The sequence below is a fragment of the Chryseobacterium contaminans genome, assembly GCF_001684955.1.
Taxonomy (GTDB): domain Bacteria; phylum Bacteroidota; class Bacteroidia; order Flavobacteriales; family Weeksellaceae; genus Chryseobacterium; species Chryseobacterium contaminans.
Genome location: NZ_MAYF01000046.1, coordinates 18,972 through 39,497, shown reverse-complemented (window position 1 = coordinate 39,497; position 20,526 = coordinate 18,972). Strand labels below are relative to the sequence as shown.

Genomic DNA, 20,526 nt, shown 5'->3' with positions numbered 1-20,526 from the left:
AAATAAATCTAATATTAAAATCTGACATCTAATGTCTAATAACAAAAGAATTTTCGTAGAAAAAAGAGGAATTTTCGATGTTGAAAGTCCAAAAATTTTTGATGAAGTAAAAGCAGTTGTTCCGGCAATTCAAAGTGTGAAAGTCTACAATGTGTATGACATCTTCAATTTGAACGATGGGGAATTCGAGAAAGTAGTCAACAACACTTTTGTAGATCCTGTAACTGATATTTTACATACAGAAAACCCTGCAAAGAGCATCCACTTCGGAATGGAGTTCCTGCCTGGTCAGTACGATCAGAGAGCAGATTCCGCACAACAGTGTATCGCTTTATTAACAGAAAATGAAAAGTCAAAAGTAAGAAGTGGAAAACTAATCGAGTTTGTAGGAGTATCAGAAGCTGATTTGGTGAAAATCAAAGACCTTTTGATCAACAAAGTAGAATCTCAGGAAAAAGACCTGTCTGTACTGGATATTCCTGCTGATGAAACCCCTTCAAAAGTAATCATCCACGAAAACTTCATCAATTTCAACGATGCTGAGCTGGAAAGTTTCTATAACAATCACGGTTTTGCATTAGGATTAGATGACCTGAAATTTATTCAGGAATACTTTAAAACAGAAGAAAGGAACCCTACAGAAACCGAACTGAAAGTATTAGACACGTACTGGAGCGATCACTGTCGTCACACGACTTTCGAAACAGAATTGTCAGACATTCAGTTTGAAGGAAAATTCAAACAGACATTGGATACTATTTTCAATGACTATATCGAAAAAAGAAAATTCTTAGGCCGTGAGCTGAAACCTATTTCCTTAATGGATTTAGCAACAGTTTGTGGTAAATATTTCCATAAAACCGGAAACCTGGACAACCTTGTGATTTCTGATGAGATCAACGCATGTACCATCCAGATCGAAGCAGAATACGATGGGAAGAAAGAACCTTGGTATTTATTATTCAAAAACGAAACGCACAACCACCCAACGGAAATTGAACCTTTCGGAGGAGCATCCACTTGTTTGGGAGGAGCCATCAGAGATCCTTTATCCGGAAGATCTTTCGTATTCCAGGCGATGAGATTAACAGGGGCTGCTGACGTTTTAGAATCTGTAGACAAAACATTACCAGGGAAATTACCTCAAAAAACAATTACTAAACAGGCTGCAAACGGTTATTCATCTTACGGTAACCAGATTGGTCTTGCTACTACCATGGTTTCTGAAATCTATGATGAAGGGTACAAAGCCAAAAGAATGGAAGTAGGTTTCGTTACCGGAGCCGTTCCTGTAGACTGGGTAAGACGTGAAAAACCAGCTAACGGAGATTCTATCATTATTTTAGGAGGTGCAACAGGCCGTGATGGAGTAGGAGGAGCAAGCGGAAGTTCAAAAGAACAGGACGAAACTTCTATCCACACTATGAGTTCTGAAGTTCAGAAAGGTAACGCCGTTGAAGAACGTAAGATCCAGAGATTATTCAGAAACCCTGAACTGACAAAATTAATCAAGAAGTCTAACGATTTCGGTGCAGGAGGTGTTTCCGTAGCGATTGGTGAAATTGCAGACTCTTTGGAGGTAAATCTAGATGTATTACCATTAAAATACGAAGGATTAAACGGAACAGAACTGGCTATCTCCGAATCTCAGGAAAGAATGGCCGTTGTGGTAGATCCGAAAGACAAAGAAAAATTCATCAAATTCTGTGAAGCTGAAAATATTGTAGCCGTAGAAGTAGCAAAAGTAACAGATTCAGGAAGAATGCAGATGTTCTGGAAAGGAGACAAAATTGTTGACCTTTCAAGAGCATTCCTTGATACCAACGGATGTTCAAAATCTCAGGAGGTAAAAATCAACCACCTTGAAGAAGTAAAAGCAGAAACCAAGGCTTTCAACGAAGAAAACTTCCTGAATACCTTAAAAGATAAAAACGTAGCTTCCCAAAAAGGACTATTGGAAATGTTTGACTCTTCCGTAGGAGGAACAACTGTTGCGATGCCTTTAGGTGGAAAATACCAGCAAACCCTAATGGAAGGAAGTGTGCAGACACTGCCGATCTTAGGAGCAAAAGATATCAAAACTGTTTCCTTGGCAAGCTGGGGATTCGATGCTGAAATCTCAAAACAAAACTCATTATTGGGAGCATCTTACGCAGTGGTAGAAAGTGTTGCGAAGATTGTTGCCATGGGTGGTGACTATAAAAACATCAGATTAAGCTTCCAGGAATATTTTGAAAAGCTTGGTCAGGCTCCTGAAAAATGGGGTAAACCATTAGCTTCTCTTTTAGGAGCTTATGATGCGCAGATCAACCTTGGTTTAGCTGCTATCGGTGGTAAAGATTCCATGAGTGGAACGTATCAGGATCTGAATGTACCCCCAACATTAATTTCTTTTGCATGTGCAAACGGAGACAAACAAAATATCATTTCTCCGGAATTTAAAGCGGCTGGAAACAAAATATATTTCTTCAACCACATCGCTCAGGAAAATGGTCTTCCAAACTATAATGCTTTAAAAGACGTTTACGAATTCATCTTTGAAAACATCAAATCAGGAAAAATAGTTTCTGTAAAAACAGTAAAAGACGGTGGTGTAGCGGTAGCATTGGCAAAAATGAGTTTCGGAAACAGATTGGGCGCTGAAATTAACGCTGATGAAAATACTTTATTAGCTAAAAATATCGGTAGCTTAATCATCGAAGCTAAAGAGGAGTTAAGCTCTGTAAATCTTCAATTGATTGGAAAAGTAGTTGAGGATGAAGTTTTGACCATCAACAATTCCAAATTCCAAATTTTAAATCTCGAATCTGCTTACACAGGCACTTTCGAAAATCTTTTCCCAACAGTAGAAAAAGAGAAAATAACGGTTGAAATTGATGAAAAATCAAACTCTATCAACCCAAGAAATATTATCATCAAAAAACACGGAATTGCACAGCCTAAAGTATTTGCTCCGGTATTCCCAGGAACCAACTGTGAGTATGATACCTTAAACGCATTCCAGAAAGAAGGAGCTGTAGTAAGCAGCTTACCTTTAATCAATATCAGTCACCAATTGTTGGATGAAAGTATTGATGCTTGGGTAGAAGAGATCAGAACATCTCAGATCTTAGCTTTCTCAGGAGGTTTCTCAGCAGGTGATGAGCCGGATGGTTCTGCAAAATTCATTGTCAACGTTTTAAAGAACGAAAAGATGAGAAATGCAGTTCACGAATTATTAGACAGAGACGGTATGATTATCGGGATCTGTAACGGATTTCAGGCTTTGGTTAAATCCGGATTACTACCTTACGGAAGAATCAAAGATCTGGATGAAAACTCTCCAACATTAGCTCACAATGCAATCAGAAGACATATCTCTCAGATGGTTACTGTAAAAGTAGTCAATGATGAAAGTCCATGGTTAAAAGGAATGAAAGGCCAAACTTTCACCATTCCGATTTCTCACGGGGAAGGACGTTTCATGGCTTCAGAAGAAGAAATCAAGAAGTTGTATGAAAACGGACAGATCGCAACGCAATACATCGATTTCGATGGAAACATTGCCCACGGAATGCCGTTTAACCCGAACAATTCATTATTCGGAATTGAAGGAGTTACCAGCCCATGTGGAAAAATCTACGGAAGAATGGGCCACCCTGAAAGATTTACGGAAGGTCTCATGAAAAACATACCAACCGCGAATTATCACAACATATTCAAAAACGGTGTTGAATATTTCAAATAATAAAACAAGAAAAATGATCGTCATCCATGGCGGTCATTTTTCGTCTTTAGACGGTTTCTATGAAGAAGTTTCCAATGTGTTGATGAAAGACACGGATTGGAAAGTAGGAACCTTAGATGGGTTTGATGATATTCTTTACGGTGGCTTCGGAGTTTTTGAAAACAAAGAAGACGTTGAAATCGTTTGGAAAGAATCACAAAAATCAAAAGAAGATTTGGGACTCAAAATAACCCAGGAATTCTACCAAAACAAAATCAGACAGGGAAAACCTTTCAACACAAAACTTATCCAACAAAAACTGAATGATTTGAATGAAGGGAAAGGACAAACACTGTTCGAAATCCTGGTAGAAATTATCAGATCACACAAGAATATTACCCTGACCTTAGGTTGATGAGTAATGAGTAATGAGTAATGAGTAATGAGTAATGAGTAATGAGTAATGAGTGGAAAATTCACAATAATAATATTTATTTGTTTTCAAAGCTTTCCACCCAGCTTCATCAATCAACTTGTTGATTCTTTCTTGGCTCCCTAAAATTTACAGAATTATAATAAGAACTTTGCGTCAAAAAAATATTTAAACCATTAAGAAAAATGAAAATTTTAAGATAAGTTAAGCTTCATCCAAGATGAATTTAGGAGGTTGCTTAATATTTGCTTCAGTTATATCCTTATCTTTTCTTAAACTTAAAAGCTTTTAATGGTCTATTTGTTTTCAAAGCTTTCCATTCAGCTTCATCCAATCAACTTGTTGATTCCTCTTAGCTCCCTAAAATCAACAGAATCATAATAAGAGCTTTGCGTCTGAAATATATTTCAACCATTAATAAAAATAAGACTTTAAGATAATTTAAGGTTCATCAAAGATGAATTTTAGGAAACCACTTAATAAATAGCTTTAGCTATTCCCTTAACTTTTCTTAGCTCCTTAAATGATCTTAATGGTTCAAAATAATATTTTCAATATAATTTATATTTAAAATTTCTCGCAGATTAAACAGATTCAGCAGATTTTTATCTTACTTTGAAAAATATTTGACAAGCTTTAAATAAGCAGCAGAAATCAAAAAACAAAAAATTAATTGAATGAAGAAAATAGTGTATGGACTGTTCTTTGGAGACAGCATAACGTATGGAGAATATGACGGCGTTTTTGGAGGCTGGGTAGATATTTTAAAGAGATACGCCTTGCAAAAGTTCCATGAAGGAAATGGTGATGAATTGATTCTATTCAATTTAGGCATCGGTGGCGAAACAACAGAAGGCTTATTGAGACGAATGCCTGTAGAGTTAAGCGCAAGAAATTCAGCAGATGGAAATCTGGTTTTCATCAGTTATGGAGCTAATGATCTTGCCATCAAAGAAGGAGTGCAGGTTGTAAATCGTGAAAAATTTAAAGAGAATATGATCAGGGCCGTTCAACAGGCTCAGCAATATTCTAATGATATTTACTTAGTAAGTATTCTTCCTATTGCTAAACATATAGATGGAGTAGTGGTTAGTTCAGGAAAATTAAGATCAAATGAAGAAGTGATTGCTTATAATGATATTCTTAAGGGTATTGCGGCAGATTACTCTTTGGGATATATTGATTTTCATTCTGCGCTATTAGAAGATAAAGAGATCCTGCTTTCCGCAGACGGAGTTCATCCTAACGAGAAAGGCTATGGAATGATGGCCGAAATTGCAATTCCAATCATTGAAAAATATTTATAATGCCTTATTTATTCTCTTACGGAACCTTACAGAAAGAGCAGGTTCAACTCGAAACATTCGGACGTATATTACAGGGTGAAAAAGACTTTTTATCAGGATACAAACTAAATATGCTTGAAATTACTGATCCTGAGGTTCTAAGAAAGAGCGGGCAAAAATATCATCCCGTTCTGGAGTTCTCTGGAAACGTTGATGATGAAATAGAAGGAATGTTATTTGAAGTAACAGAAGCAGAAATCCTTCAGGCAGACGAATATGAGGTGGATGATTATAAAAGGATAGAAACTGTTTTTAAATCCGGAAACAAAGGGTTTATTTATGTAGGAACATAAGTATGCTTGAATTTATCTATGCAGAGTGAATTTTATTTAGTAGTTTTAAGCTGCAAAAATAAAATTACTATGAAAAATTTAAAAAGAATTAAAAGACAGGAGTTAAAAGCTGTAAAAGGAGGAGGAGCAAATCCACCAAGAATTATCTATCCTAAAGATGAAAATGGAAACTGCAGCACTTCACCCTATTATTACTATTGCCCAAAATATGATGGGTGTATGACAGGTGAAGCATGGGATGCTTATTGCCCATTATAAGATAGCAAAAATCTAATGAACAGAACGTTTCTGAAAAGTATTTTAACTTTCAGAAACGTTTTTGCTTTAAAAACAATATCATCATCAAACCATAACTTTAGCCAAAACATAAAAACGAGCCTGTAAACATCATCTATCAATCATGAAAAAAGTTTCTCCTGACAAACAGTTGTCACAACTCCTTTCTATCTTTGACCTACAACAAAAAATCAAGAAATGAATAACGTAAAAATTGAACCTTTTAAAGTAATCGGAATTGCGGTAAGAACAACCAATGAAAATGAGCAGGCAGCAAAGGATATTCCGGTATTATGGGAAAAATTTATGCAGGAAAATGTGTTGGAAAATATCCCCAATAAAATAGATAATACCATTTATTCGGTTTATACAGAGTATGAAAAAGATCATACAAAGCCATACACTACACTATTAGGATGCAAAGTAGAAAATCTTGATCATATTCCGGAGGGAATGATTGGGAAATCTTTTGAGGGTGGAGATTATGTAAAATTTACAGCAAAGGGAAATTTGGCAGAAGGCTTGGTCATCAACGAATGGTTTAAAATCTGGAATATGGATCTTGGAAGAACTTTCACCGCAGATTTTGAAATGTATGGAGAAAAAGCACAAAACCCTTCTGATGCAGAAGTAGATATCTTAATTGCTGTAAATTAAAAGCTTAAAAAAATAAAACCACCTAATTTAACAAAATATTGAGTTGAAGACGTGATATTCCCCTCCTCCGGAGGGGTGTCAAATCATAGATTTGACGGGGTGGTTAAAAAAAATACTTCCAATACACCAGAATCCCAATAATCACAGAAACCCCGGCAATAAGTACTACAGCTCCAGCTGCAATATCTTTAATAAAGCCAATTCTTTTATCAAAATCCGGTTGAATGATGTCACATATCTTTTCTATGGCTGTATTAAAAATTTCTGCACTTAAAACAGCTGCAGAAGCCAAAAAAATAAGAGCCGCGTCTGTAGAAGTAAGTTTTAGGTAAAAGATCAGAAACAGATTAATGAAAAAAGCCAGAAGCTCGATCTGAAAATTTCTTTCCGTTTTTATCATCGCAAAAACACCCCGGAAAGCATTCAGAAAACTTTTATGAAGAGGAGGTTTTTGCATGGATTCTTTATTTTTTTCAACAAAGATAGCTTTTGTATTTTGATTGTTGCCGGTAATCTGTTATATTTGGATTATAAGATTAAAATATATTCAGAGGTGATATTTTTATACAAAAATATACCGCTATGGAAACCAGAACGTAATATCCGGTCTGAAACCCCATTGACGATCTTTGTTAAAAACTCGTCAGGATTATTCTTTTCTTTGTTGTATGTATTTATTATATTTGTAGAAACTTATTTTATAAATCTATGAAATTTATTATTTCAAGTGGTGAACTGCAGAAGGCGTTGCAAACTGTAAGTGGCGTAATATCAAGCTCTCAATCGAGACCGATTTTAGAAAACTATCTTTTTGAATTAGACGGAAATAATGTTACCATTACAGCATCTGACGGCGAGACAACTCTTGTAACTTCCCTGGAAGTAAAGTCTGATGATTCAGGTAAATTTGCTGTTCCTGCTAAAATTTTTCAGGATTTTATCAAGACGTATGGAGAACAGCCTTTAACATTTGTTGTAAAGGACAATGCAGAAGGAACTGGAAGCCAGCTTGAGATTTTAGATGAAAAAGATAATTTCGCAGTAGCATTAGATAACGCTGATGACTATCCTGAATTACCGGAATTTGACGCCTCTCAAAGCGTAGTAATGCCGGCTGGAGTTTTGTCTGAAGCTTTAACCAATACATTATTTGCCACCAGTAACGATTCACTTCGTCCGGTAATGACAGGAGTATTATTCCAGTTTGGAGAGAACGAAACCAATTTCGTTTCTACAGACTCTCACAGGCTTGTTGTTTACAAAAGAGCAGATCTGATGAATGCTGAGCCAATGGAGTTTATCATGCCTAAAAAACCTTTGAATATCTTCAAAAATATTCTGGCAAGTTCTAATGATGACGTTAAAATCGACTTCAACGAGAACATGGCTAAATTTACTTTTGGTAAACATATCTGGATCTGTAGACTGATTGATGGTAAATATCCAAACTATACAGCGGTAATCCCTAAAGAAAACCCGAATGTATTAACCATCAACAGAAACCTTTTATTAGGAGCAATCAAGAGAGCATCTATCATGTCTAACAAATCTACCAACCAGGTAAGATTCAAGCTTTCAGGAAATATTCTTCACCTTCATGCAGAAGATACTGAATATGCAAACAAAGCAGATATGCAGATCCCTTGTGATTACAACGGAGAAGATATCAATATCGGATTCAGCTCTAAATTCTTAACAGAAATGTTAACAATCTTAGGTTCTGATGATATTACCATGAAAATGTCTCAGCCAAACAGACCGGGAATTATTGAACCACTTGATGGCCTTGAAGAAAACGAAAACATTTTAATGTTATCAATGCCGGTAATCGGGTTGTAATATTAAGAAACAAATACAAAAAAGCCGGAGTAATCCGGCTTTTCTTATTTCCGAATGGTGTTTAATCGGATTAAATCACTAAAAAACAAAGATTTTAAGATAGGTTAAGTTTTATTAAAGAGGGATTAGGTGGGTTGTATAATCAATAATGAAACTCTTCTTTGGGATGCAAAAAATGTATTGTATAATGTAAGTCTAGCACACATTGCATTTACAAAAAATAATAATATAATTTATTTCCTTAAGCGGTCTCTGGAGATTTTACAGAAAAGCACTGTATAGATTGATTTGTTTGGTCTTCCGGAGAGAGAAAAATGAAAATTAATTCTCTTAAAATCGCTCTGAAATTTCTGTATTTCTTAAAAAAACACGACATTTGTACCGCGAAAATCCGACTCATTCATTGAACGGAATTTCAAATAAAAGTTTCAAAAATAGAGCAGATGAAACCTCATGTTTCGTTTGACGAATTAAACAAGTAGATAGATAAGCAAATGAAAATATCAAACAACTGGCTGAAAGACTTTGTAAAAACGGAATTGAAAACTGAAAGAATCGGTGAATTCCTAACAGACATAGGTCTTGAAGTTGAAGGGATAGATAAATTCGAAAGTGTAAAAGGCAGTCTGGAAGGAATTGTTGTAGGGAAAGTGTTAACCTGCGAAAAGCATCCGAATGCTGATAAACTGAAGAAGACAACAGTAGACGTAGGAAACGGGAAAGTACTGAATATCGTTTGTGGTGCTCCCAATGTAGAAGCAGGACAAACTGTGCCTGTAGCCGTTGTCGGAACAAAAATCTATGATAAAACCGGAAACTTTTTTGAAATTAAAGAAGCAAAAATCAGAGGTGAAGTTTCTCAGGGAATGATCTGTGCAGAAGATGAATTAGGTCTTAGCGAAGATCACGGCGGAATTATGGTGCTAGACGAAACCAAGTATGAAGTAGGGAAAAACTTTGCAGACTATTTTGAGCTGACGAATGACGAGGTTATTGAAATTGGTTTAACGCCAAACAGAACCGATGCCATGTCTCACTATGGTGTGGCAAGAGATTTACACGCTTTTCTTTCTACCAACCAACAGAAGTCTCAGTTTAATAAAGTAGCTTCTGAACCTTTAAATAGTGAAGGTTCTCACGATTTCAAGCTTGAAATTGAAGATGCAGAGCTTTGTCCAAGGTATATTGGTGCAGTGATTGAAGATGTAAAAGTGGCAGAATCTCCAAGCTGGTTAAAAGACAGATTAAAAGCCATCGGATTAAGCCCGATTAACAATATTGTAGATATTACCAACTATATTCTTCACGGATATGGTCAGCCGCTTCACGCATTTGATGCAGATAAGATTGCAGATAAAAAAGTGAAAGTAGGGGTTGTAAAACCGGGAACAAAGTTCACTACTTTAGATGGAGTAGAAAGAACCCTGAATGGTACTGAGATCATGATTAAAGATGGTAAAGACACGCCAATGTGTATTGCCGGAGTTTTTGGTGGTGAAAATTCAGGAGTGTCTGAAACTACTAAAACGATATTCCTTGAAAGTGCTTACTTCAACCCTGTGGCAGTAAGAAAAGGGGCTAAGGTTCACAGTTTGAATACAGATGCTTCTTTCAGATTTGAAAGAGGAGTAGACCCGAACCTTACAAGAACAGCTATTACTCACGCTATTAAAATGATTCAGGAAATAGCAGAAGGAAAACTGGTAGGGGAGCTTTTAGAAGAATATCCTAAGAAAATAGAAGATAGCTATGTGATCTTAAGATTCTCTAAGATTGAACAGATTTTAGGAACAAAAATTCACAGAGAAAAAGTAAAAGAGATCCTGAAAGCATTGGAAATTCAGGTATTAAACGAAATTCCTAATGGTTTTGAAATCTCTGTTCCTGCTTACAGAGCAGATGTAACAAGAGAAATCGATGTTATCGAAGAGATTTTAAGAATCTACGGATACAATAAAATTGATGCTCCGCAAAAGATTTCGTTTACACCGGTAAAACTGAGCGCAAACGATCAGGATGAATTAGAAAACAGTTGGGCAAGAGCTTTACAGAGTCTTGGTTTCCATGAAGTAATGAACAACTCATTAACTTCTGTAAAAGATGAAACGGATGCAGTAAAACTATTGAATCCATTAAGTGGTGATCTTGCATTCATGAGAAAGTCTTTATTGGAAGGACTTCTTCAGAATACGGTTTACAATATCAACAGAAAGAATCAGGATATTAAGTTCTTCGAATTAGGAAAGATCTATCATAAAAGAGATAAATACGAAGAAAGAAAGCAATTAGCGATTATTGTTTCCGGAAGAGATGTTGCAGAGAACTGGTTGCAGCCGAAATCTGCAGTAAGCTTCTACAACCTTAAGGCCTATGTGAAAGTTTTATTGGAAAGATTAGCAGTAAACTATAAAGAAGTAGCTTTATCTGACGAAAGATTCTCTGATGCATTAGCTTATGAAGCAGATGGAAAGGTATTGGTAAGAATCGGGAAAGTGGCTCCTGCATTATTGAAAGATTTTGATATCGATCAGGATTGTTTCTATGCTGAAATAGAACTTGAACTGGCTCAGGAATTACGTTCTAAAAACGAATTGAAGTTTAAAGACATCCCGAAATTCAACAAAATCAGAAGAGACTTAGCTTTATTGATTGATAAGAATATTAACTATCAGGAGCTATACCAGACAGCTAAGAAGAATAAATCTCCGTTTATTAAGAGCATCAATTTATTCGATGTGTATGAAGGGAAAAATCTTCCTGAAGGTAAGAAGTCTTACGCAATGAGCTTTGAGCTGTTAAACGAGGAAAAAACGCTGGAAGAAAAAGAAATCACAGAAGTAATGGATTCTTTAATTAAATCTTTCCAGAAAGAATTCAACGCAGAATTGAGATCTTAATTTATAAGATTACAGAAATATACAGAAACGGACTTTTTACAGTCCGTTTTTTGTTTTTAATAGGGATTCAATGATTGAAATGAATAAGAAAGTATTACCACAAGTTTGTCACTCCGTAGGAGTCTCAACAAATTTGATAGGTAAATTGAAATTTAGATTCCTCCGGAATGACAAAGATATGTTAGAGCTTATTGTGCTTTAAGAAATCTGCGTCATCTGCAAAATCTGCGAGAGCTTTTTAGGTTAGAACAACGCAAAGATTTCCAACTTTCTAATCTGCCAGGTTACATTTCAAAGGTGAGATTGCTTCGCTTCGCTCGCAATGACAGTTGTGGTATTTGTGAAATCATTTGTGATCCTCGTGTTTAAAACAAACCAAAATATCAACTGTTAAAGAATAATAAAATTGACTGCAGCCCGTTTAAATAATTTAAAATCCGTAAATTTGGGTTAATTCAAATAGTAAAAAATGAAAAATCTTTTTTTAAGTATATGTACAGCAGCAGTATTGGCATCATGTGGAACCATGACAAGCCCGTCTGCTTCTAAAGTAGGAAAAGCTCAGCCGGCTCTTGCCAATACAAAATGGACATTGGCTGAAAATGTAAAAGGTAAAATCCCTACCTTAAATATCGAAGGAGAAAAAATTAATGGAAATGCAGGTTGCAACAACTACTTCGGAACGGCTACCATAGATCCTTCTACAGGAGGTTTTTCTGCCGGTCAGATGGGTTCTACAAAAATGATGTGTAACAATATCGGAGTAGAGCAGAACTTTATGGATATGATGGGAAAAGCTAACAAATATGTAATTTCAGGAAATACCCTGGAGCTTTATAAAGACAATCTTTTATTATTGAAATTCAATAAATCAGAATAAAAAGAAAAAGGAACTCAATTTGAGTTCCTTTTTTATGATTTAGATGTTATTAATCTTCCTCTTCTTCGTCGTACTTAGCCAACTCTTCATCGCACCATTTGAAAGCTGCTTCCACTACTTTTGTAGCTTCATCTGCCATAGTTTCTTCATCATCTCCTTCAAGATCATCTAACCACTCAACTTCCTCTTCCTCAACGTTTAGGATAAATCTTGGATATTCTGTGTGAACTACGAATAGATCTTCAGGAAATTCCGAATTATCTGCTAATAAAAACTTTGGTAATTTCATTTTTTTAATGTTTTAACTTTCTCAAAGATAATAAAATTATTGATATTTATTCTTGTCGATCTTAACTTTTTGTAAAACTTTATAGCGCGTTAATGTTGTTTTTTGTAGAGTATCCTGAGGCTTAATTGTGATGGTAACCTGAGGATTTACGGTACTTATTAACTCTGCTACTTGTACTTTTTCCAGATTCTTTTCTTCAATAATAAAAAATTTCAGAGGGACTTTATCCAGATTTTCCGATTTTAGATATTCTGTAATAGCTTTTCTGTTTTCGAGATAATTTCCTTTTGAAAGCCACGTGAACAGCATCCCGGACATCAGGCTTAAAACGCTGATGATATAAACTTTAGTATCAAAGAGTTCAAAAAGCTTTTTAAAATAAACTAACCATAAAGGAAAACTGAACGGTGCTATCAATCTGTAATCCATAGGCGTTAGAGAATAAAAATACTGAATGAAATAAGAAAAAATAATTCCTGATACTCCTATGAAAACACAAAAGAACTCAGTATTTGAAAGTTTTTGTCTTACAAAAAGGAAAACCATGAAGAGAATATTCAAAAGTCCGATTCCATAAATCCCATAGTTGATAATACCTCCTGCAGGATTGGCCATATGAATAAAAGGATTAAATGTTGTACAAAGTCCCTGGAATAACTCTACCAATAATTGAGACGTGGGGTGCAGCCCAATTTCCAGGAAATCCTTTACATAGTCTTTGTTAAAATAATCAATGAATAAAAACTTATACAAAACAATGAAGATCATTCCTATGGCTGCCGAAATGATAAAAGAAGGTCCATATTTTCTTTTCCAGAAAATAAGTCCGTATAAACCTGTTCCTCCAATGATAAAAAGCGCACTATATCTTATATTATAGAGTATAATTAAAGATAAAGAAAGGTAGAAAACGGCTTTCCAGCCTTCAATTTTCCGGTCAATAGCAAGAGCTGCTGTATATAGGAAAAGAAATACAAACGGTAAAATAAGAGCTTCGCTCAGGGTAAAAGAGAAAAGGGAAAGGATACTGAATAAACTGCATACAATAATAGATTCTCTGAAATAGAATTTCTTGCTCCACGCAAATAAAATAATAAACAAACAACCGAGAATACCTATTAATTTACTGCTCCAGAATTCATCAAAACCAAAGTAGGTAAAGAATTTTATGGCTGCAGGATAGCCTAGAGGTGTTGTTGTATTGTCAATAACAGGTAATCCGTGAGCAAATCTCATATAGCGGATTGAGTCCGGATTTATTCTTCCTTTTTCATTGAGTAAAAAACGAAAAATGGTCATCATTAAAGTAATGATGACCAATAATATTTGTATGTTTTTTTCTTTAATTTTCATCAAAGCTGTAGTTATTTAGTATCAATAGAAGTTGAAGCCCCAAATTTATAACTTATAACGCACAACTCATCATTTTGAAGATTATTTTAAAAACATTTTTGAAACTTTTTCAGCTTTTTTGCTTTCAGAATAATCATAGAAACCTTCTCCGGATTTTACTCCCAGTTTTCCAGCCGTTACCATGTTTACAAGCAATGGGTTCGGTGCATATTTAGGGTTTTTGAATCCGTCATACATAACGTTAAGAATGGCAAGACATACATCAAGACCAATGAAGTCTGCTAGCTGAAGAGGACCCATCGGGTGAGCCATTCCTAATTTCATTACCGTATCAATTTCCTCTACTCCGGCAACACCATTGTAAAGAGTCTCAATTGATTCGTTAATCATTGGCATTAATATTCTGTTAGCCACAAATCCTGGATAATCGTTCACTTCTACAGGAACTTTTCCTAATGTTTTGCTCATTTCATAAATAGCATCAAAAGTCTCTTTAGAAGTAGAATACCCTTTGATAATTTCTACCAGCTTCATAATAGGAACCGGGTTCATGAAATGCATCCCGATCACTTTATCAGCTCTTTTGGTAGCAGCAGCAATTTTCGTGATAGAAATAGAAGAAGTGTTAGTGGCAAGGATACAATCGGCAGGAGCCAATTCATCCATCTGGCCGAAGATCTTTAATTTAAGATCAAGATTTTCAGTAGCCGCTTCTACGATAAGGTCAGCCGTACCTACAGCATCATTAAGGGCTGTAAAAGTAGTAATATTCCCTAGAGTTTCAGCCTTTTGTTCTTCTGTAAGGTTTCCCTTTGCGATGATTCTGTCAAGGTTAGTAGTAATGGTTTTCAATCCTCTGTCTAAAGCTTCCTGAGATACATCTACAAGATTTACTTTAAAACCGCTTTGTGCGAAAGTATGTGCAATCCCATTCCCCATGGTTCCTGCGCCGATAACTACAATGTTTTTGATCATTTTTTCCTTTATTTTTTATAGATAGTTAAATTTTTTACATTCATAAGATCCTCCTGATGAGCAATATCTGCAGGGTCAAAGTTGATATTTCCGATATTTTGAGACTTTTTGTTATTATTCTGATTGGAAATGGATGCCATAAGTCCGCGTACAAGTCGTTTTCTTTGGTTGATGGTCAGAAAATCAGTGCCTACATACAATTCAAATTCACCTTCTCGGCCCATGCCTTTTTGCATCAGGATTTCCAGGCTTCTTATCTGGTTTTTTCTTTTAAATTCTTTCAGGTAACTGATGACAGGTTTTTCGGAAGCCGGTCCACAGCATACACTGCTATAGCTGATCTTTAAATAGTTTTGATTCTTCTGTGAGAAGAAGAATGTAGAACAAAACAGAGCAGCTGCTAATAGTATTTTTTTCATAATGATGAACGCAGAGAACCCATGCGATTCTCTGCGTTAAAATTAAGCTTAATATTTTATTTATTAAAATTATCCCAGACTGCTTTGGAAATATTGGAAATTATTTTTGGTTTTCTACTTCAGATTCTTGGAAATAGCTTATATACACAGCAATGGCATAGTGTTGTACTTTGGAATAATAATTTCCATATCATTTTTCTGCAATGATAAGAATGTTACCTTTTATACCGGAATATCTCATTTATGGTTGTCAAAATTCCCTTTGGAAGCTGTTCTACAACCTTATTAGCTCTGGTTTTGATTGCTTACATAATTCACATCAGATAATCATTGGACTTTTTTTAATGATGATTATTTTATTTCAAAATAATTCAGATTGACACCATCATTTTCAAAAATGATCCTGATTTTGTTTTCTCCCTTCTGAAGTGGAATATTTTTCGTAGAGACGGTAGCCCAGTTCTCATTTTTACCCGTAGCCTGCAACGTAATATTGGCTAATAATTTCCCTGAAGAATCTTCCAGCCTTATTTTTGAAGCAGAAATACTTGAATATCTGATATCAAATGTATAATTTTTGCCTGTTTTGGAGTTAATCGTATACTGAAGCCATTCTCCGGTTTCCGTTTTTCCTACATAATACTGATTGGTTATTGTATCATGACATGAATAGATGTCTACACCATCATTTCTGAACTGCTGACCGGAATTCCATTCTGATCTTTTAGCCGGATCACTTACCCACAGATTGATAAAATCCTTATCCAGATAAGCTGAACCCATTCTTCCCAAATCATAGTCTGAAGCAAATATTCTTCCTGGAGCCTGATGATTCTTAAACGGTTTGGAAGAACCATCTGTTACCTGTCTGAACATGGCATCAATAACATCATTTTTAACTTCCACATTACTGAATTTGTAATTGTCTGCTATTTTCATCAAAGCTTTTTGGGCATATTCTTTTGAAGGCTTTTCACCTCCGTTTTTCCAATAGCTCAATAATTTTTCATATTCAGGAGTGGTTTTTACGTTGGTAATTCCTGCAATATTGTCAATCTTTTTCATAGGCCAGAAAGCGTACCCGATATTGTGCTTATCCAGTAGCTGAATAAGTTCAGTAAACCAAACATTAGAGTTTTCACCGGTTTCTCCAAGCCAGATCGGCATATTGTGTTTAGCTCTTAGATCTAAAGCAAACTGTATGGTTTTATCATCATTGTCATTCCAGTATTTATGAAAGCTGAAAACCATGTTGTTGTCCCAGATGGGTATGAGGCCATTGTAATTATTTCCCCAGCCGTTTCCTTCAATAAAAATAATGTGCTTCTGATCCACTTCACGAATAGCAGCAGTGATGTCTTTCTGTAATTTCCAAAGGGGTGCATTTGACATTTCGTCTGTACCATTAGGATTTTTTCCAGTGAAATTGATGTTAGGCTCATTAATGATATCATAGCCGCCAATCCATGGCTCGTTTTTATAGCGTTCTGCCAGTTTTTTCCAAAGTGCAATGGTCTTTCTTTGGTTTTCTTCACTTTCCCAAAGGGATGGCTTCGTCTTATCATTATCAGAAATATTGGCATCATTGCCTTGTCCACCGGGAGCTGCATGAAGATCAAGGATCAGATAAATTTTGTTGTCTTTACACCATTGTAACAGATCGTCTGTCATTTTAAAACCTTCTTCCAGCCACGTATCTTTGCCTTTTACGGGCTCTTTTTCTATAGGAAGTGTATATAAATTATAATGCATGGGAAGCCTGATAGAATTGAATCCGGCTTTTGCCAGGAAATCAATATCCTGTTTGGTGATACCGTTCTTTAAATACGCCTTATAAAACTCCTGCATCCCGTCTTCACCAATCAGTTCTGCTATTTTCTCCTTGATTTTATACTGAGGCCCGGCAAAATCTGCTGTTTTCAGCATATACCCTTCCTGAAGCATCCATCCCCCTAGTCCAAGACCTCTTAATTGGATGTTTTCACCTTTATCACTAACGATTTTTTGTCCTGAAGTCCTTAATAATTGTGATGTCCCAAATTGAGACAATAATAAAACGGATAATAGAATGGCTCTTTTCATAGTTGTTTTGGTTTTAAAATTATAGAGAAGGTATTTATAAAAATAGGGTAAAGTCAAAATAAGAGTCTGTATTGAGATTGCTTATTTTGGTTGGCATCCATTGTATATGTAAAACAAAATTTTTCAATTGTTTATTGAACTGTTGCCCAAATATATTGTTTTTTTGTTTTAAAATCTACTTTATATTGATAATAATTCATTTTATACCAGGAAAGTATATGAATACTCAATAAAAATGCTACCTTATAACCACTTTTGTGATTCGTAAGATAGCATTGTTACGGCTGCCGCTTATAGAAACAGCATATTTTATTTTTGACTGATCAGCTTCATGATTTCCAGAGCCACTTTTAATGCTTCTGTTCCGTCTTCCAGCGAAACTTCCACATTTTTATCACCGGTAATGGCATCAGCAAAAGAGTTCAATTCATCAAGAATGGCATTATTAGGCTGAATGTTTGGATATTCAAACAGGATCTGGTTTTTCTCTCCTTCAGCATTTTCAATAATCATGTCGAATGGAGTAGGGTTTTCAGGAGCGTCTTTCATTCTGATCACTTCTGCTTTTTTCTCAAGGAAATCTACAGAAATGTAAGCATCTTTCTGGAAGAATCTGCTTTTTCTCATAGCTTTCATAGAAATTCTGGAAGTGGTAAGGTTGGCTACACATCCATTTTCAAATTCTATTCTGGCATTGGCAATATCCGGAGTTTTACTTACAACACAAACACCACTTGCATGGATGCTTTTCACTTTAGATTTAGCAATACTTAATAAAATATCCAGATCGTGAATCATCAAATCCAATACTACAGAAACATCTGTCCCGCGAGGATTAAATTCAGCCAGTCGGTGAATTTCGATAAACATAGGGTTTTTGATGTATTCTTTAGTGGCTATGAAGGCAGGATTATACCTTTCAACATGTCCTACCTGTGCTTTAATACCTTTTTCCCGGCATAAATGAAGAATTTCTTCGGCCTGTTCAAGTGTTTGGGTAATCGGTTTTTCAATAAAGAAATGAAGCCCTTTTGCGATCGCTTTTAATGCATAATCATAATGATAGATTGTAGGAGTAACAATGTCCAGCATATCGATCTGCTCAAGCAATTCATCAAAATTTTCAAAATATTTATATCCGAATTCGGCTTCTAATTTTTTCCCGTTTTCAGCATCCTTATCGTGAAAACCTATAAATTCATATCGATCTGACTGATTAAGAAGTTTTAAGTGGATCTTCCCCAAGTGTCCGGCACCTACCAAACCTGCTTTTAACATAGCTGTATTAAATTTTTGTAAAGATAGTGAATGTATGGTATAAAAATACATGACTTTTCACTTGGATTTTTTGAGTTGATAAGTATTTGCGAAATGCAGATCTTACAATTAAAAGAATTATATTAAATTCGCATACAATAAAATTTTCAACCATGAAAAAAATATATTTCGTTTTGTCTGTAGCTGGATTATTGGCTGCCGGATGCTCAGGATCAGGGGATAATATCGCTACTGAAGTACACAATAATCCGCCACCACAATCTAAGTGTGAGACTCCAACAAGTTTAAGTTTTAAACCTTTATATAATATTTTTTCCTGGAGTAGTAATACTGCTCAGGGTACCGGATATTTTGAGGTGCAGTATGGTGAACAGGGGTTTTCTCTGGGAACCGGTTCCAAGGCAGAAGTTACTAATACTTCTTACAGCCTTCCATTATTTAAAGGAAAGAAATATGATCTGTATGTAAGAAAAAGCTGTGGAACAACAGAAGGTAAGAGCGATTGGGCTGGGCCTATCACCATTCTTTCTGAAAATACTACTGCTTGTGTAAAGCCAGGATATGTTAATTATACCACATCAACTTCTTCCGTTTACGATCCTACTTTTTCAGCTACAGTTTCCTGGGAAAGTGATGGGATTTCAGTGTATGAAGTATATTTAGGAACAAGTGGTACGCCTCCCGCTCCAGGAAATGGAGATGCTGTTCTCCCTGGGCACAATGCTGCTTTTGTTAACTTAAATAAGGGTATTTCTTATATGTTCTACGTCAGAAAAAGATGCGCAGATAATACTTATACAGATGTCACCTCACAGGTTGTAAAATGGAATTAATTATATAGAAAAAGAAGCTGTCAGATTGTTGACAGCTTTTTTGTGGATAATTCTTTTGTCCGATTTCTGAAATCTAAAATCTAATTTCTTACTTTTGTCATATGCAGGATTCGTTTGTACATAAAGGAAAAAGAAAGAATTTAGTAGAATATCTCAGATATAAAATCGGGATTTCGGATGAAAGTGTACTTTCGGCAATGAATGAAGTTCCGAGACACCTTTTCATTGAAAGTATTTTTGAAGATTTTGCTTATGAAGACAGGGCTTTCCCTATCTTGGCGCATCAAACCATTTCGCACCCTTCCACTGTAGCGGAACAATCAGAGCTGTTACAGGTAAAACCAGGTGAAAAAGTACTGGAAATCGGGACCGGATGCGGATATCAGACTGCTGTTCTGATAGCAATGAAAGCTCATGTCTATACCGTAGAAAGACAGAAAGATTTATTTGACTTTTCTAAAAATAAGCTGAGAGAACTTCATTTATATCCGAAATTTCAAAGTTTTGGAGACGGTTTTGCAGGGCTGCCTACTTTTGCACCTTTCGATAAAATTATTGTAACCTGTGGTGCAGGAACTTTACCCACAGAATTATTGAAACAGCTGAAGGTAGGGGGAATTATGGTTATTCCATTAGGTCCAACAGATGAACAGGTGTTGTACAGGTTCACAAAAGTAGGACCTACGGAGTTTGAAAAAGAAGAATTTGGAGCGTATAAGTTTGTGCCAATGTTGGGAAGCACCAACCAATAATCAACTTGCTATAGAATGAAAATTATATACGGACCACGGAACTGGTAGATGAGCTGGTCTCAAACACCAGTTCGTTGTTTTAGCTACGAATGCATGAGTAAAATATACACAGTTTATAATTCTATGTATTTGATTAAAAGAGATATAATGATAAAGATTCATGCATTAGTGGCGAAAAAATAAAATCTTTTCAGAAACTTCTATGCTGTGTCATTTGC

General features: G+C 35.5%; 18 protein-coding genes. 11 read left to right on the top strand and 7 right to left on the bottom strand.

Annotated features, from left to right (window positions below; translation table 11 throughout):
• The first annotated feature begins 31 nt into the window (after positions 1-31).
• The 6 genes from BBH99_RS04305 (at position 32) to BBH99_RS04280 (ending at position 6,711) form a co-directional block, all read left to right on the top strand.
• Complete coding sequence (locus BBH99_RS04305) at positions 32-3,727, top strand: phosphoribosylformylglycinamidine synthase (protein ID WP_066692441.1); 3,696 nt, start codon at positions 32-34, stop codon at positions 3,725-3,727.
• Between the two features lie 13 nt (positions 3,728-3,740).
• Entirely contained in the window at positions 3,741-4,121 is a 381-nt protein-coding gene (locus BBH99_RS04300) for a ribonuclease inhibitor (protein ID WP_066692500.1), read from the top strand.
• Between the two features lie 695 nt (positions 4,122-4,816).
• Entirely contained in the window at positions 4,817-5,446 is a 630-nt protein-coding gene (locus tag BBH99_RS04295; protein WP_083188737.1) for an SGNH/GDSL hydrolase family protein, read from the top strand.
• A complete protein-coding gene (locus BBH99_RS04290; RefSeq protein ID WP_066692437.1) occupies positions 5,446-5,778 on the top strand; it encodes a gamma-glutamylcyclotransferase family protein in 333 nt (110 codons plus the stop codon). The genes BBH99_RS04295 and BBH99_RS04290 overlap by 1 nt, the downstream gene beginning before the upstream one ends.
• A 69-nt stretch (positions 5,779-5,847) precedes the next feature.
• Positions 5,848-6,036 (top strand): bacteriocin-like protein, encoded by a 189-nt coding sequence (locus BBH99_RS04285; RefSeq protein ID WP_123872994.1) that lies wholly within the window; start codon positions 5,848-5,850, stop codon positions 6,034-6,036.
• A gap of 216 nt (positions 6,037-6,252) precedes the next feature.
• A complete protein-coding gene (locus BBH99_RS04280) occupies positions 6,253-6,711 on the top strand; it encodes a GyrI-like domain-containing protein (protein ID WP_066692431.1) in 459 nt (152 codons plus the stop codon).
• Between the two features lie 103 nt (positions 6,712-6,814).
• Here BBH99_RS04280 and BBH99_RS04275 read toward each other — a convergent pair whose 3' ends face one another.
• A complete protein-coding gene (locus BBH99_RS04275; RefSeq protein WP_066692429.1) occupies positions 6,815-7,168 on the bottom strand; it encodes a diacylglycerol kinase family protein in 354 nt (117 codons plus the stop codon).
• 251 nt (positions 7,169-7,419) lie between these two features.
• Here BBH99_RS04275 and dnaN point away from each other — a divergent pair, with 251 nt between their 5' ends.
• The 3 genes from dnaN to BBH99_RS04260 all read left to right on the top strand — a co-directional run bounded on the left by dnaN (position 7,420) and on the right by BBH99_RS04260 (position 12,327).
• Positions 7,420-8,550: a DNA polymerase III subunit beta gene (dnaN, locus tag BBH99_RS04270; protein WP_066692427.1), complete on the top strand. Its 1,131-nt coding sequence runs from the start codon at positions 7,420-7,422 to the stop codon at positions 8,548-8,550.
• A gap of 494 nt (positions 8,551-9,044) precedes the next feature.
• A complete protein-coding gene (pheT, locus tag BBH99_RS04265) occupies positions 9,045-11,447 on the top strand; it encodes a phenylalanine--tRNA ligase subunit beta (protein ID WP_066692424.1) in 2,403 nt (800 codons plus the stop codon).
• A gap of 469 nt (positions 11,448-11,916) precedes the next feature.
• Positions 11,917-12,327, top strand: a complete 411-nt coding sequence (locus BBH99_RS04260) for an META domain-containing protein (RefSeq protein WP_066692421.1) — start codon at positions 11,917-11,919, stop codon at positions 12,325-12,327.
• A gap of 49 nt (positions 12,328-12,376) precedes the next feature.
• Here BBH99_RS04260 and BBH99_RS04255 read toward each other — a convergent pair whose 3' ends face one another.
• The 6 genes from BBH99_RS04255 to BBH99_RS04225 all read right to left on the bottom strand — a co-directional run bounded on the left by BBH99_RS04255 (position 12,377) and on the right by BBH99_RS04225 (position 18,723).
• Positions 12,377-12,616 (bottom strand): hypothetical protein, encoded by a 240-nt coding sequence (locus tag BBH99_RS04255; RefSeq protein ID WP_002977986.1) that lies wholly within the window; start codon positions 12,614-12,616, stop codon positions 12,377-12,379.
• 36 nt (positions 12,617-12,652) lie between these two features.
• Entirely contained in the window at positions 12,653-13,969 is a 1,317-nt protein-coding gene (locus tag BBH99_RS04250; protein WP_066692418.1) for a hypothetical protein, read from the bottom strand.
• An 81-nt stretch (positions 13,970-14,050) separates the two neighbouring features.
• Entirely contained in the window at positions 14,051-14,941 is an 891-nt protein-coding gene (locus tag BBH99_RS04245) for a 3-hydroxybutyryl-CoA dehydrogenase (protein WP_185111039.1), read from the bottom strand.
• 11 nt (positions 14,942-14,952) lie between these two features.
• The gene (locus BBH99_RS04240; protein WP_066692413.1) at positions 14,953-15,363 is read right to left on the bottom strand and encodes a hypothetical protein; all 411 of its coding nucleotides are present in this window, start codon (positions 15,361-15,363) and stop codon (positions 14,953-14,955) included.
• A gap of 351 nt (positions 15,364-15,714) precedes the next feature.
• Positions 15,715-17,445 carry a cellulase family glycosylhydrolase gene (locus BBH99_RS04230; protein ID WP_066692409.1) on the bottom strand — a complete coding sequence of 577 codons (1,731 nt, stop codon included), beginning with the start codon at positions 17,443-17,445 and terminating at the stop codon, positions 15,715-15,717.
• A gap of 309 nt (positions 17,446-17,754) precedes the next feature.
• Complete coding sequence (locus BBH99_RS04225; protein WP_066692407.1) at positions 17,755-18,723, bottom strand: Gfo/Idh/MocA family protein; 969 nt, start codon at positions 18,721-18,723, stop codon at positions 17,755-17,757.
• A 152-nt stretch (positions 18,724-18,875) separates the two neighbouring features.
• On the opposite strand from BBH99_RS04225, the gene BBH99_RS04220 reads away from it, so the two are divergent.
• Both BBH99_RS04220 and BBH99_RS04215 read left to right on the top strand, forming a co-directional pair.
• Positions 18,876-19,556 carry a hypothetical protein gene (locus BBH99_RS04220; protein WP_066692405.1) on the top strand — a complete coding sequence of 227 codons (681 nt, stop codon included), beginning with the start codon at positions 18,876-18,878 and terminating at the stop codon, positions 19,554-19,556.
• Between the two features lie 101 nt (positions 19,557-19,657).
• The gene (locus tag BBH99_RS04215) at positions 19,658-20,308 is read left to right on the top strand and encodes a protein-L-isoaspartate(D-aspartate) O-methyltransferase (protein ID WP_066692402.1); all 651 of its coding nucleotides are present in this window, start codon (positions 19,658-19,660) and stop codon (positions 20,306-20,308) included.
• The last annotated feature ends 218 nt before the right edge of the window (positions 20,309-20,526 follow it).

What these genes read in the sequence shown, in the direction of transcription:
- BBH99_RS04240 (WP_066692413.1), bottom strand. Translation starts at nt 15,363, where the DNA reads ATGAAAAAAATACTATTAGCAGCTGCTCTGTTTTGTTCTACATTCTTC.
- BBH99_RS04280 (WP_066692431.1), top strand. Translation starts at nt 6,253, where the DNA reads ATGAATAACGTAAAAATTGAACCTTTTAAAGTAATCGGAATTGCGGTA.
- BBH99_RS04225 (WP_066692407.1), bottom strand. Translation starts at nt 18,723, where the DNA reads ATGTTAAAAGCAGGTTTGGTAGGTGCCGGACACTTGGGGAAGATCCAC.
- BBH99_RS04255 (WP_002977986.1), bottom strand. Translation starts at nt 12,616, where the DNA reads ATGAAATTACCAAAGTTTTTATTAGCAGATAATTCGGAATTTCCTGAA.
- BBH99_RS04220 (WP_066692405.1), top strand. Translation starts at nt 18,876, where the DNA reads ATGAAAAAAATATATTTCGTTTTGTCTGTAGCTGGATTATTGGCTGCC.
- BBH99_RS04305 (WP_066692441.1), top strand. Translation starts at nt 32, where the DNA reads ATGTCTAATAACAAAAGAATTTTCGTAGAAAAAAGAGGAATTTTCGAT.
- BBH99_RS04285 (WP_123872994.1), top strand. Translation starts at nt 5,848, where the DNA reads ATGAAAAATTTAAAAAGAATTAAAAGACAGGAGTTAAAAGCTGTAAAA.
- BBH99_RS04290 (WP_066692437.1), top strand. Translation starts at nt 5,446, where the DNA reads ATGCCTTATTTATTCTCTTACGGAACCTTACAGAAAGAGCAGGTTCAA.
- BBH99_RS04300 (WP_066692500.1), top strand. Translation starts at nt 3,741, where the DNA reads ATGATCGTCATCCATGGCGGTCATTTTTCGTCTTTAGACGGTTTCTAT.
- BBH99_RS04250 (WP_066692418.1), bottom strand. Translation starts at nt 13,969, where the DNA reads ATGAAAATTAAAGAAAAAAACATACAAATATTATTGGTCATCATTACT.
- BBH99_RS04215 (WP_066692402.1), top strand. Translation starts at nt 19,658, where the DNA reads ATGCAGGATTCGTTTGTACATAAAGGAAAAAGAAAGAATTTAGTAGAA.
- pheT (WP_066692424.1), top strand. Translation starts at nt 9,045, where the DNA reads ATGAAAATATCAAACAACTGGCTGAAAGACTTTGTAAAAACGGAATTG.
- dnaN (WP_066692427.1), top strand. Translation starts at nt 7,420, where the DNA reads ATGAAATTTATTATTTCAAGTGGTGAACTGCAGAAGGCGTTGCAAACT.
- BBH99_RS04260 (WP_066692421.1), top strand. Translation starts at nt 11,917, where the DNA reads ATGAAAAATCTTTTTTTAAGTATATGTACAGCAGCAGTATTGGCATCA.
- BBH99_RS04295 (WP_083188737.1), top strand. Translation starts at nt 4,817, where the DNA reads ATGAAGAAAATAGTGTATGGACTGTTCTTTGGAGACAGCATAACGTAT.
- BBH99_RS04275 (WP_066692429.1), bottom strand. Translation starts at nt 7,168, where the DNA reads ATGCAAAAACCTCCTCTTCATAAAAGTTTTCTGAATGCTTTCCGGGGT.
- BBH99_RS04230 (WP_066692409.1), bottom strand. Translation starts at nt 17,445, where the DNA reads ATGAAAAGAGCCATTCTATTATCCGTTTTATTATTGTCTCAATTTGGG.